At 61.3% G+C, this 16,375-nt stretch carries 12 protein-coding genes; 9 read left to right on the plus strand and 3 right to left on the minus strand.

What is annotated here, in order from left to right:
* Positions 1 to 121 precede the first annotated feature (121 nt).
* Positions 122 to 895 carry an SDR family NAD(P)-dependent oxidoreductase gene (locus BLU46_RS32170; protein WP_093209887.1) on the plus strand — a complete coding sequence of 258 codons (774 nt, stop codon included), beginning with the start codon at positions 122 to 124 and terminating at the stop codon, positions 893 to 895.
* A gap of 129 nt (positions 896 to 1,024) precedes the next feature.
* Here BLU46_RS32170 and BLU46_RS32175 read toward each other — a convergent pair whose 3' ends face one another.
* Entirely contained in the window at positions 1,025 to 1,879 is an 855-nt protein-coding gene (locus BLU46_RS32175; protein WP_093209889.1) for an NmrA family NAD(P)-binding protein, read from the minus strand.
* A 96-nt stretch (positions 1,880 to 1,975) separates the two neighbouring features.
* Positions 1,976 to 2,419 carry an Lrp/AsnC family transcriptional regulator gene (locus BLU46_RS32180; protein ID WP_093209891.1) on the minus strand — a complete coding sequence of 148 codons (444 nt, stop codon included), beginning with the start codon at positions 2,417 to 2,419 and terminating at the stop codon, positions 1,976 to 1,978.
* Between the two features lie 130 nt (positions 2,420 to 2,549).
* Here BLU46_RS32180 and BLU46_RS32185 point away from each other — a divergent pair, with 130 nt between their 5' ends.
* A complete protein-coding gene (locus BLU46_RS32185) occupies positions 2,550 to 3,449 on the plus strand; it encodes a DMT family transporter (RefSeq protein ID WP_093209893.1) in 900 nt (299 codons plus the stop codon).
* 19 nt (positions 3,450 to 3,468) lie between these two features.
* Here BLU46_RS32185 and BLU46_RS32190 read toward each other — a convergent pair whose 3' ends face one another.
* A complete protein-coding gene (locus BLU46_RS32190; protein WP_003217801.1) occupies positions 3,469 to 5,457 on the minus strand; it encodes a peptidase U32 family protein in 1,989 nt (662 codons plus the stop codon).
* Between the two features lie 217 nt (positions 5,458 to 5,674).
* Here BLU46_RS32190 and BLU46_RS32195 point away from each other — a divergent pair, with 217 nt between their 5' ends.
* The 7 genes from BLU46_RS32195 (at position 5,675) to BLU46_RS32225 (ending at position 16,368) form a co-directional block, all read left to right on the plus strand.
* Positions 5,675 to 6,856 carry an EAL domain-containing response regulator gene (locus BLU46_RS32195; protein ID WP_231988842.1) on the plus strand — a complete coding sequence of 394 codons (1,182 nt, stop codon included), beginning with the start codon at positions 5,675 to 5,677 and terminating at the stop codon, positions 6,854 to 6,856.
* A gap of 141 nt (positions 6,857 to 6,997) precedes the next feature.
* Positions 6,998 to 7,624, plus strand: coding sequence for a response regulator transcription factor (locus BLU46_RS32200; RefSeq protein WP_063030256.1), 627 nt, complete (start codon positions 6,998 to 7,000; stop codon positions 7,622 to 7,624).
* Positions 7,625 to 11,218, plus strand: coding sequence for a transporter substrate-binding domain-containing protein (locus tag BLU46_RS32205; RefSeq protein WP_093209895.1), 3,594 nt, complete (start codon positions 7,625 to 7,627; stop codon positions 11,216 to 11,218).
* 174 nt (positions 11,219 to 11,392) lie between these two features.
* The gene (locus tag BLU46_RS32210) at positions 11,393 to 11,941 is read left to right on the plus strand and encodes a fimbrial protein (RefSeq protein WP_063030252.1); all 549 of its coding nucleotides are present in this window, start codon (positions 11,393 to 11,395) and stop codon (positions 11,939 to 11,941) included.
* Positions 11,942 to 12,016: 75 nt separating this feature from the next.
* A complete protein-coding gene (locus BLU46_RS32215) occupies positions 12,017 to 12,745 on the plus strand; it encodes a fimbrial biogenesis chaperone (protein WP_231988843.1) in 729 nt (242 codons plus the stop codon).
* 63 nt (positions 12,746 to 12,808) lie between these two features.
* A complete protein-coding gene (locus BLU46_RS32220; RefSeq protein WP_093209897.1) occupies positions 12,809 to 15,307 on the plus strand; it encodes a fimbria/pilus outer membrane usher protein in 2,499 nt (832 codons plus the stop codon).
* Positions 15,304 to 16,368, plus strand: a complete 1,065-nt coding sequence (locus BLU46_RS32225; protein ID WP_093209899.1) for a fimbrial protein — start codon at positions 15,304 to 15,306, stop codon at positions 16,366 to 16,368. The genes BLU46_RS32220 and BLU46_RS32225 overlap by 4 nt, the downstream gene beginning before the upstream one ends.
* Positions 16,369 to 16,375: the final 7 nt, after the last annotated feature.

A 16,375-nucleotide genomic window follows, 5' to 3' on the forward strand; every position in this document is an offset into this window, starting at 1 on the left:
TCTTTAATGGCGACGAAAGAGATCTGGTTTGTTGGCCTGACGCTGAATCGCAAGAATAGCAGGCAATCCAGCGATACAAGCTACACACGCTGGCAAACCATACGCTCAGGGGTTATTCGTCATGCAAAGGTTTTCTTCCAAAGTTGTGATCGTCACCGGGGGCGGTTCGGGGATCGGTAAAGAAGTCGCACGCCGTTTTGTGGAGGAGGGGGCCAATGTGGTGATCGGTGGTCGTGATCCCGCGAAGCTGCAGCGTGCTGCCGAAGAAATCGATCCGAGCGGCACTTCGATTCGTGCGTTGGCTGGCGACATCGCCAACCCGACGACTGCCCAGGCGCTGGTAGACGAAGCGGTAAGGGCTTTCGGTGGTGTGGATATCCTGGTCAACAACGCCGGAGTGTTCCGTCCCAAACCGTTCCTCGAAGTGGATGCCAAGGAATACGACTGGTTTCTCGACACCATCCTCAAGGGCAAATTCTTCATGGCCCAGGCGGCGGCGAAAGCCATGTTGCAGCGTGGCGGTGGTGTGATTGTGCAGACCGGTTCCCTGTGGGCGATCCAGGCCATTGGCGCTACACCGTCGGCTGCGTACTCGGCGGCCAACGCCGGGGTGCATGCGCTGACCCGTAACCTCGCGATTGAACTGGCGTCGTCCAACATCCGCATCAACACCGTGGCCCCGGCCGTGGTGGAAACTCCGGTGTACGGCACGTTCATGGACGAAAACCAGGTCAAGGAAGTGCTGCCGACCTTCAACGCTTTTCACCCGCTGGGGCGCAATGGCCAACCGGCGGATATCGCCCAGGCCATTCTGTTCCTGGCGTCCAGTGAGGCTTCGTGGATTACCGGGACCGTGTTGCCCGTCGATGGCGGCGTGACTGCCGGGCGTAACTGATCGAAAACTCAGCGTGTGGCGAGGGAGCTTGCTCCCGCTGGAGGGCGAAGCGCTCCCACGGTTTTTGGGGCCGCTGCGCAGCCCAACGGGAGCAACCTCCCTCGCCACAAAAAGCCCTCCAGCCCAGGTTTAGACGTTGGCAGCCAGTTCGCGCAGCACCTTGAGCAATGTGGTCTCACCCTTGACCACGTCCGCCTGCTCAAAGCAGATCCAGCCTTCGTTAAACCCATCAATCATGCGCATGCGCGGCATTGGATTCTGCGCGCCTTGCTCACGAAACATCGGCTCCCACGCATCGCGAGGCACCACCTGTGCAGTCACACCGCGACCAAGCACTTCGGTCAACGTGCGGGCGATGTCGTTCGGGCTGACCCTCTGACCTTCCAGCTCAACCACACGGCGGCCAGTCCAGTGTTGCTGCAACAATTGCGCAGCGAGGCGCCCGACGTCGGCGGTGGCGATCATCGGTACGGTCTTATCCAGCGGTTGCAGGAAGCTGTGGATCACTCCGTGTTCGCGGGCCGTGGCTACGTCGTAGGCGGCGTTTTCCATGAACCAGCCCGGGCGCAGGAAGGTCACCGGCACGTTCAACGCGCTTAGCGCCTGTTCCATCAAGGTGCGTTGGGTTAGCAGATTCAGGTGCTCGGCCTGGGCGCCGATGGTCGACAGGCACACCACTTTTTGCGGTGCCGCCGCCTCGATGGCTTGGGCTACGGCGGCAATCACCTTGCACGCCTCGGGGAAGCCGGGCTCCGGGTCGAAATCCGAAGGCGGCAGGATGAACACTCCGGTGGCGCCCTTGAACGCTTCAGTGAGGGCGGCGGCGTCGTCCATATTGGCGATGGCGACCTCGCAACCAAGGGCGGCCCATTCGACGCCTTTGCTGGCATCGCGAATGACTGCGCGCACGGGTTGACGATCGTTGAGGAGAAAGCGCGCGAGGGCGCCGCCGACTTTGCCTGTGATTCCGGTGATGACATACATGGTGTTTACGCCTGTTGTTCCAATGTGTGGATCAAGCATAAACACCGCTCTGCGTTGACAGAATAGCGATCCCGTCACTGCATCAGTGACTCAAAATCATGAATCACTCAGTGGTGGCAACCGGCGTTTTACCGGAGTTTTCTTGACGATGGCGGTGTTGGTTTCGGCGTACGCGTTGAGTCGGTCAAGCAGTGTGTCCAGTTGGTCCATGGTGCGCACATGCAGGCGTGCGATGAAGCAGTCATCGCCGGTCACTTTGTCGCATTCGGTGAACTCGGGGATCGCCTGGATCTGGCGCTCCACTTCCTGCAGTTTCCCGGGCAGCGGGCGGATGCGCACGATGGCTTGCAGCAGATAGCCAAAATGCTTGGGGTCAATGTCCACGGTGTAGTTCTTCAAGACGCCGCGCTCTTCCAGGCGCCGCAGCCGCTCGCCGACGCTGGGGGAGGAGAGGCCGGTGATGCCCGCCAAGGCCTTGAGGGACAAGCGCGAATCATCCATCAGCGCGGCGATCAGTTGCTGGTCAATGCTGTCAATCATGGTCGCTCCAAAAGCGATTGCTCAGGTTTGCCTAATAAGAATAGGCGAAATGCAAGGTTCGCCTTATTTAGAATCTGGAGTCGCTATCGGCCAGATTGCCATAATTGAGCCTCACTTGAGGAGCTCAATCATGGACAAATCCATACGTCGCGGTTCATGGGAAATGGTCGCCGCCATGCTCATATCCGGCACCATCGGCTGGTTCGTACTGGTGTCGGGTGTGCCGGTGGTCGAAGTGGTGTTCTGGCGCTGCGTGATCGGCGCGCTGACGCTGCTGGTGGTGTGCGGGTTGCTGGGTTATCTGCGTCTGGACTTGCTGAACTACACCAAGCTCGGGCTGGCGATGCTCAGCGGCGTGGCGATTGTGGGCAATTGGTTGCTGCTGTTCGAGTCCTACGCCAGGGCTTCAATCTCCATCAGCACGGCGGTGTATAACGTCCAGCCGTTTATGTTGGTGATGCTGGCCGCGGTGTTCCTGGGGGAGAAAATCACCGTGCAAAAGCTTGCCTGGTTGAGCGTGGCTTTCGTGGGAATGCTGGCGATTGTCACCGCCCATGGCAGTCAGCAAAACACCGGGGATGACTATTTGATGGGTGTGGCGTTGGCGCTGGGCGCGGCATTTCTGTATGCGATTGCGGCGCTGATCATCAAACGCTTGAAAGAAGTGCCGCCACATTTGATGGCGTTGATCCAGGTGACCACGGGCGCCTTACTGCTGGCACCGCTGATGCAGTGGCACAGCCTGTCTGCCTCGATGGATGCTTGGGCGGCATTGCTGACCTTGGGCGTGGTGCACACCGGCTTGATGTACGTGCTGCTGTATGGCGCGATCCAGAAGTTGCCGACGGCAATCACCGGGGCGCTGTCGTTTATCTACCCGATTGCGGCAATCTTGGTCGACTGGATTGCCTTTGGGCATCGCCTGGGCTGGTTGCAATGGCTGGGCGTGGCGGCGATTTTGCTCGCGGCGGCGGGGTTGCAGCGGGGTTGGTGGTGGCGTTCGAAAACAGCGGTGAGCGTCAAGCCGTAGCATGACGCTCACCGGCGACTCAGTGTGCGCCGCGCGGGATGGTCTTGAGCAGGTCATCCGGGCTGATATAACCCACCACGCTGCCCGGTTGCGGCAGGCCGAGGATGTGGCCCTTGATCTTGCCGATCACGTGCATCTCGCAAGGCTTGCAGTCGAACTTCAGCGTCAGCACTTCATCGCCGTGGATCAGCTGCATTGGCGCAACTTTGGTTTTCACCCCCGTCACACCCTTGGCCTGTTTAGGGCAGAGGTTGAACGAGAAGCGCAGGCAGTGCTTGGTGATCATCACCGGCACTTCGCCGGTTTCTTCGTGAGCTTCGTACGCGGCGTCGATCAGTTGCACGCCATGGCGGTGATAGAAGTCGCGAGCCTTCTGGTTGTAGACATTGGCCAGGAACGACAGGTGCGATTCCGGGTACACCGGCGGCGGCGTGGTTTCCGCCTTGCGGCCGCCCCGTGGATGAGCCTGAATACGCGCCTCGGTCAGCGCCTCGATCACTTCACGGCGCAGGGCCTTGAGCTGCGAATTCGGGATGAAGAACGCCTGCGGCGCATCCAGCTCGATCGCGGTGGCGTGGTACTGGGTGGTGCCCAGTTGGCCCAGCAGGTCGCGCAGGGTTTCCAGGGCCTGTTCCGGCTTGTTGGCCACGCCAAACGGGCCGGGCAGGGCAACGCTGGCGCTGATGCCTTCTTCGCTGGTGACGGTCAGTTCTAGGCGGTCTTCCTGCAGGCGAGCCGCCCACGACACGCCGATACGGCGCTCGGCGGAGGTCTTCAGTAACGCCTGCTGCCAGTTATGGTCCAGGTTGCGGTTCAACGGATGATTCGGCCGCAGTTGATGCAGGCCGGCCGGCATCTCATTGGGCTCGACGCGGTAGCGGTAGCGCTTCTCACCGTCTTCTTCGAACTCGCCTTTTGGCTCGGCGATGTTCGCGCGGAAACCCACCACTTCGCGCTTGATCAGCACATTGAGGCCGTCGCCATTGGACAGCGGCTCATGGGTGACCACTTGCAAGTCACGCTTGCCGGCTTTCTCCACCACACCCACCGGCAGGCCGGTAAAGGTTGGGGTGTCGAAGGCGCCAATGTCGACCTTGCGGTCGGTGACGAAGTAGTCGGTGCTGCCACGGTGGAAGGTCTTTTCCGGGTCCGGCAGGAAGAAATGCGCGGTGCGGCCGCTGGAAGCGCGGGCCAGGTCCGGACGGTCTTCAAGAATCTCGTCCAGGCGCTGACGGTAATAGGCGGTGATGTTCTTCACATAGCCCATGTCCTTGTAGCGGCCTTCGATCTTGAACGAACGCACGCCGGCATCCACCAGGGCGCGCAGGTTGGCGCTCTGGTTGTTGTCTTTCATCGACAACAGGTGCTTTTCAAAGGCAACCACACGGCCCTGGTCATCCTTGAGGGTGTAGGGTAGGCGGCAGGCCTGGGAGCAATCGCCGCGGTTGGCGCTGCGGCCATTCTGGGCGTGGGAGATGTTGCACTGGCCGGAGAAGGCCACGCACAAGGCACCGTGGATGAAGAACTCGATGGCGGCATCGGTTTCATCGGCAATCGCCCGGATCTCTTGCAGGTTCAGCTCACGGGCCAACACCAGTTGCGAGAACCCGGCCTGGTCGAGGAACTTGGCCCGGCCCAGGGTGCGGATGTCGGTCTGGGTGCTGGCGTGCAGCTCGATGGGCGGAATATCCAGCTCCATCACCCCCAGGTCCTGAACGATCAGCGCGTCGACACCGGCATCGTAAAGCTCGTGGATCAGCTTGCGCGCCGGTTCCAGCTCGTTGTCGTGCAGGATCGTGTTGATGGTGGTGAACACCCGCGCATGGTAGCGCCGGGCGAACTCCACCAACTGCGCGATATCGCTCACGTCGTTGCAGGCGTTATGGCGCGCGCCGAAACTCGGGCCGCCGATGTACACGGCGTCGGCGCCATGCAGGATGGCCTCGCGGGCGATGGCAACATCGCGGGCAGGGCTGAGCAATTCCAGGTGATGCTTGGGCAAGGACATAGTTTTTTTAGTCAGGCTTGTCACGGAGGCGGGCATTGTAGCTGCGAAATGCCCGACCGGCACCCGCGAGTTGCCCGGTGGCAGATGCTTTGCGTGGGAAATTTCCTACATATTGGCAGGCGACTTCCTTCGCTGAAGGTTACGCCGCCTCGCCATTATTAAGGCCTTCGAGTCTGCAAAACGGTTGATGACGATGGCCCCACCACGTGTCCTGGTTATGGAAAACCACAGTTCCCAGCGCAGCGCCCTGGTCAATATGTTGCGACGGCTCGAGGTGCGGGAGGTGTTGCAAGCCAGCAATAGCGAACAGGCAATAATCCAGATGCAGCGCACGGGCGGCGTGGATATCGTGCTTTGCAACCTGGGGGACAAGGGCTCCGAGCAGGTGGAATTCCTGCGCTATGCCAGCCAGATCGGCCTGGTGCAGGCCGTTGGATTGTCCAATGAGCTGCGCCCGGAGTTGCGCCGGGCCCTGGGGCATCTGGAGTTTTTATCGGGTGTGCAGCTGTTGGGTATCTTGAGCACGCCGTTGCAACTGCCGGCACTGGATCACTTGCTTAAACGCTATCGCGCGGCACCGCCGCCCGTACTCAACCCCGCGAGCCGGGTCCCATTGCCCAGCGAAGAAGAGATCCAACTGGGCCTGGCCCTGGGCGAGTTCCGCGGCTGGTTCCAGCCCAAGCGGATGATGAACGATGGCAGCCTCGCAGGCGTCGAGGCGCTGGTACGCTGGGAACATCCGGCCCGGGGCTTGCTGCTGCCCAAGGATTTCCTCGCGGCAGTGCTGGCCTATGACCTGATTGATGAAATGTTCAAGCAACTGCTGGAGCAAGGTCTGAAATTGCTCGCCGTGCTGCATCGCCAGGGCGCCGTGCTGGAAATGTCGTTCAACCTGCATGCATCCCAACTGGCCCGCCACGGCCTGATCGAGCATATCCAGGGTGCCCTGCAACGCCACGGCCTGTGCGCTTCGGTGCTGGTGTTCGAGCTGGCCGAAAACGGCTTGCTGGACCTGCAGCCGCCGACGCAGGAAAACCTGCTGCGCCTGCGCTTGATGGGCTGCGGCTTGTCGATTGATGATTTTGGCGTGGGGTTCTCGTCACTCAAGCTGCTGTGCCAGTTGCCGTTCAACCAGATCAAGCTCGATGGCGACCTTATCCGCACCCTCAACGAACCACGCAGTCAGGCCATGGTCGGCAGCACCCTGGCGCTGGCCCGCTCGCTGGACATGAGCCTGGTGATCGAAGGCGTCAGCAACCGGCATATTCGCGACGCGCTGATCAGCCTGGGCTGCGAGGTGGGGCAGGGTTTTTTCCTCGCCCGGCCGATGACCGGCCACGACCTGCTGCATTGGCTGGCGCGGGAAGATGTGCAGCCGTTAAGTTCGCCGGTGGGCTAGGCGGCAAAACTTCAGAATTTTCCTACACTTCAGTCGTGTTCGTGTAACTTGAGCGAGGCGTCGGCTGGTCGCTTATCCATCGTTTTGCGTCACAGGTGCTTCTGTCACCGGAGCTTTCCGGCGCGCCCTACAGGAGGTTACATGTATACCGCTTTGGTTGTGGACGACCATCCCTTCATTCGCTCTTCCGTCAAAATGCTGCTCAGCCAGTTTCAGTTCGAAGTAGTCGCCGAGGCCGATAATGGCGCCGATGCGGTGCAACTGGCCCGGGAGCATGTGCCCGACCTGATCATTCTCGACATCGGCATGCCCAAGCTCGACGGCCTTGAAGTGCTCAACCGCATCGCATCCCTGCGCCTGCCGAGCAAAATCCTTGTGTTCACCTCTCAGTCGGCACTGTTCTATTCCATGCGCTGCATGAAAGCCGGTGCGGCCGGGTTCATTTCCAAGACGAACGACATGGAGGAGGTGACCAAGGCGATCAAGGCGGTGATGGACGGCTACACCTTCTTCCCCAACCTGGCCCACAGCTCGGTACGGCGCAGTGATCTGGAAGCCACTGATCATGATCTGATCCAGAACCTCTCTGACCGCGAATTGACCATCCTGCAACAACTGTCCCAGGGCTTGACCAACAAGGAAATCGGCGACGCCATGCTGATCAGCAACAAGACGGTCAGTACCTACAAGACGCGCCTGATCGAAAAACTCAACGTCAAATCGGTGGTGTACCTGGCCGACTTTGCCAAGCGCAACAACCTCATCTGAATGAACACACTTCTTCGACACGGCCTGCTGGGTTTCCTGTTGCTCTGTGGCCTGGGCAACGCCCTGGCGGCGCCGCAAATGCTCAAGCTGCACGGGCGTTCCGACGTCAGCGACTACAGTGTGGGCCTCGACGAGGCCGACTGGAGATGGCTGCGCGGCAAAGGCACGCTGGTGCTCGGCTCGTCGGCGCCGGACTACTCGCCGTTCAGCATCACCAGCAATCGCCATGACTACGAAGGCATCACGGCCGACTACGCGCAGTTGATGGAGCAGTTGCTGCACGTGAAAGTGCGGGTGCAACGGTATGCCTCACGCAATGGGGTGTTGGCTGCGCTCAAGGCGGGTGATGTCGATATGCTGGGCAGCTCCAACGGTTTTGAGGCAGCCGACCCGCAGCTTCAACTTTCCGACGCCTATGCCGAGGATCAGCCGACCCTGGTCAGCCGGGTCGGTGACAGCCAGAACCTCGACCCGGAACTGGCCGGCAAGCGTGTGGCGATGCTCTATCACTATCTGCCGCCCAAAGCGGTCGAAGACTTCTACCCCAAGGCCAGCTTGCAGCTTTACCCGTCCACCCTCAGCGCCATCGGCGCCGTGGCATTCGGCCAGGCCGACGTATACCTGGGCGATGCGATCAGCGCCAATTATCTGATCAACCGCAACTACCTGAACAACGTGCAACTGGCCGACTTCTCGCGCATGGAGGTCAGCAATTTTTCCTTTTCGGTCAAGCGCGACAACACGCGCCTGCTGCGGATTATCAATGCGTCACTGGCGGCGATCCCGGTCACCGAGCGCCAGACCATCCTGCGCCGCTGGAGCGCCGGGGGGGCAAGCATGCCAGGCCAGCATCCCCTGCATTTCAGTGTCAGTGAACAGCGCTGGCTGGACAAGAATCCCCGATTGCGCGTGGCGATTGATGAAGACTTCCTGCCGATGTCGTTCTACAGCGCCGAAGGCGAATTCCGCGGCATCAGTGCCGACGTCCTGGCCAAGGTGGCCCTGCGCACGGGCTTGAAGTTCGATATCCAGCGGGTGAGTTCGGTGCGCGAGATGATCGACGCCATCACCAGCAACAAGGCCGACCTGCTCATCACCATCACCCCCAGCGAGGAGCGCGAAGCGGTCCTGCGCTTTACCCGTCCGTACCTGGCCACGCCCTTTGTCCTGGTCACTCGTACTGCACCGAGCAGCCCCAATACCTTGGACGATATGCACGGCAAGCGCCTGGCGGTGATCAGCGGTGATTCCAGCCGCGACATGCTGACCGAGCAATACCCGGACATCCGCCTGGTAGATGCCGACAGCGCCCATGACGCCATGGAGAAAGTCGCCAATGGCGAGGCCGATGCGGCAGTCAATTCGCTGATTACCGCGCGCTATATGATTTCCCGGCAATACCGTGACCGCTTGCGTATCACCAGCACCGTGGGTGTAACCAACTCGCGCATGGCCTTTGCCACGGCCCGCGGCTCGCTGGAATTGTTCTCGATCCTGGACAAGGCGCTGCTCAGCATCGCCCCCGAGGAAATGGACGAGTTGACCAATCGCTGGCGCAGCGAAGTGGTGGTAGGCGACAGCTACTGGCTGCGCAACCGCAGCGCAATTATCCAGGGCTTTGGGATTGCCGCCGTGTTGCTGGTGACTGCCCTGGGCTGGATCGCCTACCTGCGGATGTTGATGCGCAAGCGCAAGCAGGCCGAGCAGGCGTTGAGCGATCAGGTTGAGTTCATGCGAGTCTTGATCAACGGCACGCCGCACCCGATCTATGTGCGTGATCGCCAGGGCAAGTTGCTGATCTGCAACAGTGGTTACCTGGAAGTGTTCCAGGTGGAACGCGAGCAGGTGATCGGCAAGACCGTACTGGACGGTGTGCTGGGCGACCCGGATGAGGCCGCCGCATATCACCGGGATTACCTGCAAGTGATGGAAAGCGGTGAGGCGCAGTTGCAGGATCGCAGCCTGATCATGCCCGATGGCCGCGTACTGACCATTTACCACTGGATGCTGCCGTACCGCAGCAGTACCGGCGAAGTCAGCGGCATGATTGCCGGCTGGATTGATATCAGCGAGCGCCAGCGCCTGCTGGAGGACGTTCACGCCGCCAATCGCGCCAAGACCACCTTCCTGGCGACCATGAGCCATGAGATCCGCACACCGATGAACGCGGTGATCGGCATGCTCGAGCTGGCGACGAAAAAGGCTGACCAGGGCGTGATGGATCGCTTCGCGATTGATGTCGCATCCGGCGCAGCACGCGGCTTGCTGGACCTGATCGGCGACATCCTTGACATTGCCCGCATCGAGTCCGGGCGTCTGTCCCTGAACCCCGAGCGCGCCAACCTGCGGGAGTTGTTGGAGTCGGTGGTGCGCATTTTCGAAGGCCTGGCACGGCAGAAACAGCTGCAACTGCAACTGGACCTGGATGCCGGCGTCAACCGTGATGTGTTGATCGACCCGCTGCGCTTCAAGCAGATCGTGTCCAACCTGTTGAGCAACGCCATCAAGTTCACCGCCCAGGGCCACGTGCGCTTGAGTGTGCGAACGGAGGCGGGCAAGGAACAGCTGGGCGTAAGGCTGCAGGTGGAAGACTCGGGCATGGGCATTGGCGAAGAGGACCAGAAACGCCTGTTCAGCCCCTTTACCCAGGCCAGCAACAATGACCAGTCCGCACGTAGCGGCTCCGGCCTGGGTTTGGTCATCAGCCGCACACTCTGCGAAATGATGGGCGGGCGACTGACCCTCGACAGCACCTTGGGCCAGGGCACGCGCATCGACGTGAGGCTGGACCTGACCATCCTTGAGCCGTTGGCAGACATTGCTCCCGTCGAGGACGAGCCGACAGTAATGAGCCACGCGTTGAACATTTTGGTGATTGATGATTACCCGGCCAACCGTCAGTTACTGACCCAGCAACTCAACTATCTGGGCCACCGGGTCGAGGATGCCGAGGACGGTGCCCATGGCTTGCGGGCCTGGCGCAACGGGCAATTCGACGTGGTGATCACTGACTGCAATATGCCCCTGATGAACGGCTACGAACTGGCCCGGGCCATTCGTGCCGACGAGGCGGCCCGTGGATTGCCACCGAGCCTGATCCTTGGTTTTACCGCCAATGCACAGCCGGAAGAGAAGGGCCGGTGCCTGGCCGCCGGCATGGATGACTGCCTGTTCAAGCCCATCAGCCTCAAGGATTTGAGCGCGCGCCTGGCAGGCCTGGCAACGGAGCCGGGGAGTGGACACCCAGGATTTGCCGCAGATGACGATATTGACCTGACCAGCGTCGAGCACCTGGCCGGCGGCAACATTGCTTCGATCAAAAGCTTGTTGGGTGACCTCGCCGCCAGCAATGAGCAGGACATGGCGCGCCTGATGCAACTGTTCACCCGCCACGACCTGCAAGGCCTGGCGGACATCGCGCATCGGGTCAAAGGGGGCGCGCGGATCATCAAGGCCCGAGTACTGATCCGCTGCTGCGAAGACCTGGAAGCCGCCACCCGACAAGCAGACCCCATGCGACTGACCGAGACAGTGGATGCATTGCATCAACAGATGGAGCAGCTCGGCGAACGGCTGGAGCGCTATCTGGCTTGAATTACCGGTAGGAAATTTCCTACAAGAACGCGGCACCATTCATACGTAGTCAACCCACCCCACACCCGATACTGAGCCTCGTTGAACGGCCCCACCGACCAAGCGGACCGGGCCTTGCAACCTGATTGAAGCCCTCATCGGGCTTCAGACTTTCCTCACTATCTGGATTACGTTATGAACAAGTTTGCGCTTAAAGGTCTGTTTGCCGCTGTCATCCTCGCCGCTGGTTCCCAGGCTGCCATGGCTGCTGACGGTGAAATCAACTTCGTCGGTTCCGTAACCGACAACACCTGCCCGGTGGTCGTGACTGACCTGAACGGTTCGGTCGGTGCTGGCGATGTGGGCCTGGGCGACGTGCCCGCCACTTCCCTGGCTACCGTTGGTGCTGTTGCCGGTGGCGGCGCGTTCTCCCTGACTATTGACACTAACGCCCCAGGTTGCAGCGTCACCGGCAAGAGCGCCGTGGTCAAGTTCCTGTCCCTGAGCGGCACTGCCGGCGCCAGCGGCCAGTGGATCGGCATCACCCCAGACGCCGGTCACGCCACCAACGTTGCGGTACAGATCAAGGACGCCACGGACAGGGACGTGCAACTGGGCCTGGAATCGGCTCCGTACCTGGACCTGACCCAACCGCTGCGCTTCACCGCCAACTACATCGCTACCGGCATTGCGACCTCCGGCCCGGCCAACGCCAAGGCTGCGTTCACCGTCGAGTACCAGTAAGCCCTGTTGATGCGCCGCTGCAGCGCTGAAGCGCGCAGCGGCCATCCCCTCGCTCACGGCAAGAGGATGATCGAAATGAACGTTTCCCCCTTCAAGAAGGCATCGGCCCTGGCGCTGTTGCTCAGTACTGCGCTGCTCAGCACGGCCAGCCAGGCCGGTGTGATGCTCGGCGGCACGCGGATCGTGTTCGACGGCAACAAACGCGACGCGTCGATCACCGTCAGCAACACCACGGCGCAGCCGTACATGGTGCAGACCTGGGTCAACACCGAAGCCGATGACATGACCACCGCCACGCCCTTTGTGTCGACGCCGCCGCTGTTCCGCCTGGACCCGCGCAAAGAGCAAATGGTGCGAATCCAGAAAGTCGCCGGCAACCTGCCGAGCGACCGTGAATCGGTGTTCTATTTCAACGCCCAGGAAATCCCGGTGGCCAGCGAAGGCAACGCCAATACGCTGAAGATTGCCATGCGCACCCGCGTCAAATTGTTCTATCGCCCGGCCGGTCTCAAGGGCAATGCGATGGAAGCACCGTCGCAGCTGACCTGGAGCCTCGCGCAGGAACAGGGCAGGGCCGTGCTAGTGGTCAATAACCCGTCGCCGTTCCATATCTCGTTCATTGGCGTGACTGCCAAGTCTGCCGGCCAGAGCGTCGAGGTCAACGAGCCGACGATGGTCGCGCCGATGAGCAGCCAGCGTTATCCGCTGCCGGGCTTCAAAGGCACAACCGGCGAAGTGGTGTTCTCGGCCATCAATGATTACGGCGGCTACAGCGAGCCGCAGACCGTGCCACTGAACCGCTGATTCCTTTTCTTCCTGTAGACGTTTGCGCGTGCCACGACTGTGGCGCGGCGGCCGGGTATTGCCATGCGAATCGATAACTCCTTCAGCTTTAGTCGTTTGCCTTTGTGGGTCGCCGTGGCCGCCGCCTGTGCCGGTGAGTTGGCCGTGGCCGGTGAGCCTGCCAAGTTCGACGCCGGCTTCATGCAGTCGTTTGGCGGCGCCGGGGCCGGGCCCAACCTTGACCTGGATGCGGTGGCCAACAGCGGCAGCATCGGTCCTGGTACCTACCCGGTGCTGATTCGCCTGAACCAGAGCTTTTTCGACCGGCGTGACATGACCTTCATCAAGGATGAGCAGGGCAGTGACGTACGTGTATGCCTGTCCGAGGCTTTTCTCAAGGAACTCGGGGTGAAGCTGGAGGCGTTCAAGGTGCCCGGCGAAACACTGCCCGCGTGCATCGACCTGGCAGCTCTGATCGAAGGCGCCTCGGTGACCTTCAACGCCAACTACCTGGCCCTGGATATCAGCGTGCCGCAGATCGCCCTGAGCCGGGATGCGGCCGGCTACGTGGCACCGTCGGAATGGGACCGCGGCATCAACGCCGCGATGCTCAACTACCAGTTTTCCGCTGCGCAAACCAACAGCGACGCCCGAGGCACCGGCAACCAGTACAACCTGTATGCCACCGGTGGTTTCAACCTCGGCGACTGGCGTTTTCGCTCCAGCTCCTCGTTCCGCCAGGGCGATGAAGGTGGCCGCCAGTGGCAGCGCAGCAATACCTACGCGCAACGGGACATCACGCCGCTGAAGGCCACGCTGACGATGGGCGAGAGCTTCACACCTGGCGATGTGTTCGACAGCGTGCCGTTTCGCGGTGTGCAACTGGCCTCGGACATGGGCATGTTGCCGGACTCGATGCAGGGCTACGCCCCGGTGATCCGTGGCATTGCCGAAACCCAGGCCAAGGTCGAAGTGCGCCAGAACGGCTACTCGCTGTACACCACTTACGTGGCGCCGGGTGCGTTTGAAATCAACGACCTCAACGCCGCCTCGGGCAGCGGCGACCTGGAAGTGATCATCACCGAAGCCGACGGCCGTGAACGACGTTTCACCCAGCCGTACGCAACCCTGGCCAACATGCTGCGGGAAAACACCTGGCGCTATAGCGCGACTGTGGGCGAATACAACTCGGCCAACGGCGGCGAGCGGCCGATGTTTACCCAGGCGTCCCTGGCCTATGGCTTGCCGTTCGACCTGACCCTGTACGGCGGCTTTCTGGGGGCTGATTTTTACCGTGCCGGTGTGGTTGGCGTGGGCAAGAGCCTGGGCAGCATCGGCGCCGTCTCGGTCGACGTCACCCAGGCGCAGACCGACGTGCCCAAGGCCGTCACCACCCAAGGCGACAGCAAAAAAGGCCAGAGCATCGGCCTGCGCTACGGGAAGGCATTTGAAAGCGGCACCTCGGTGCGCTTCGCCGGTTACCGCTATTCCACCGAAGGCTATCGCGACTTCAGCGAAGCCGTGGATTTGCAGCAACCCAACGACTACAGCCAGTTCTCCAAGCGCAGCAAGGTCGAGGCCAGCGTCAACCAGGCCCTGGACAACTACGGCTCGCTGTACTTGAACCTGAGCAAGCAGAACTACTGGGGCACGTCCCGTGAAGACAAGCAGATGCAGCTGGGTTTCAACACCCAGTACAAGGGCGTGACCTATGGCGTGTACGCCAGCAAGACCCTGACAGACGACTTCGGCTCCAACAACCAGGTGGTCTTCACTGTGTCCATGCCCCTGGGACAAACCCGCAGCACCGGTACGTTCAGCGTCACCCGCAACAATGACGGCAGCCTGGATCAACGGGCCGGCCTCAGTGGTCGCGATGGCAACCTGAACTACAACGTCAACGCCAACCGCGTGGAAAACACCGGTAACAACGGTTCGGCACTGCTGGGCTACCGTGCACCGTTTGCCCAGTTGGGCGCCGGTGTGAGCGTCGGCTCGGGCTACCGGCAGACCTCGGTCAGCGCGGCGGGCTCGGTGCTGGCCCATGCCGATGGCGTGGAATTCGGCCAAACCCTGGGTGAAACCGTGGCGCTGGTGGAGGTCAAGGACACGCCGAAGGTCGGCCTGCTGAATGCCCCGGGCACCCTGACCAATGACCGCGGATACGCCCTGGTGCCGTACGTCACGCCGTATCGCAAGAACCGCGTGGCCGTGGACACCAGCGAACTGGACACCAGCGTCGACATCGCCGAAGGCGTGACCAACGTGGTGCCGCGTCGCGGTGCGGTGGTCAAGGCGGTATTCGCCGCCGGCCGATCGGAAAAAATACTGCTCAACGTCCGCCTGCAGAACGGCTCGCTCTTGCCTTTCGGCACCACCGTGCAGGACGACCAGGGCGCCAGTGTCGGCGTGGTCGGCCAGGCCGGACAAGTGCTGCTGTCGGCGGGCAAAGGTGTCACCTACACCATGAAATGGGGTGGCAAAGCCGCGCAGCAGTGTGAAATCAATTTGGATATCAGCAGCACGCCAGCCACCGACGGTTATCGGGTGATGGACGCTGTGTGCGTAGGAGTTCGTCCATGAAACAGATAAACAAGTGGAAAAAACGCGTGCTGTTGAGCGCGCTGGCGGTGGCACCGTTTGCCCTGTCAGAGATGGCGTTGGCCGACTGTGCGTCTACCAGCGCGACCCAGAGCGTACACCCCATCGGGGATGTGTACATTCCTCAGGATGCGCCGGTGGGGTCAACCATCGGGCTGGTCAAGTACACCCGCTTCCCGATCATCAACTGCACGACGACGGTACCGTTTTCAATCCAGGCCAACATGCTCGGTGCCAAGTTACCCGCAGTCACCGCTGCCATTGGCGCGGTGCAAGGCAGCCAACTGTACGCGACGAACATACCGGGGATCGGGGTAGGCGTGGTCAACGAAAGCCGCCCCAGCTTTCTGTGCCGGACCTCCGGCAACTGGTACTTCCCGCTGACGTACGTCGGCTGCAATACCGGTGGTTTCGCCTCCAATACCAATAACAGCCTGATCCTGATCAAAACCGGACCGATCCCGGCAGGCGTCAATGATTTTGGGAACCTGCAGGTGTACACCGTCACGATCAACAACAATGGTACGCCGTTCGACTGGATCGACGGTCGCCTGACCGGCAGCGTGACCGTGGCCGGCTGCAGCATGCCCGAAGGCGTGGGCAGCATCATCGACGTTCCGTTGAACAACTGGGAAAAGCGCGTGTTCAACGGTCCCGGCAGCGTCACGCCAACCGAAAGTTTCAATATCCCGCTGAATAACTGCATTGCCGGGACGTACGCGGGGAACCCGACCTGGAACTACTTCCAGGGCAACACCGCCAACATCCGCCTGGATGGCGCCAAGGGGTCGGTGATTGTCGATGCCGGCCAGGGAATCCTGGGGCTCAACTCCGAAGCCACCGCCAGCGGCGTGGCGGTACAGGTGCTCAAGCAGGACGGAACCGTGCTGCCGCTGGGCGTCGACGTACCGATCATGCCGGTCCAGGACGGCACCACCAACCTGCAGTTCGGTGCCCGCTACATCCAGACCGCCGGCGACGCCTCCGGGCCGCAGCCCGGTATTGCCAACGCCACCGCGAACTTCACCATCACCTACAAATAGGAAAAAC

It is taken from the genome of Pseudomonas yamanorum, from assembly GCF_900105735.1.
Classification (GTDB): Bacteria; Pseudomonadota; Gammaproteobacteria; order Pseudomonadales; family Pseudomonadaceae; genus Aquipseudomonas; species Aquipseudomonas yamanorum.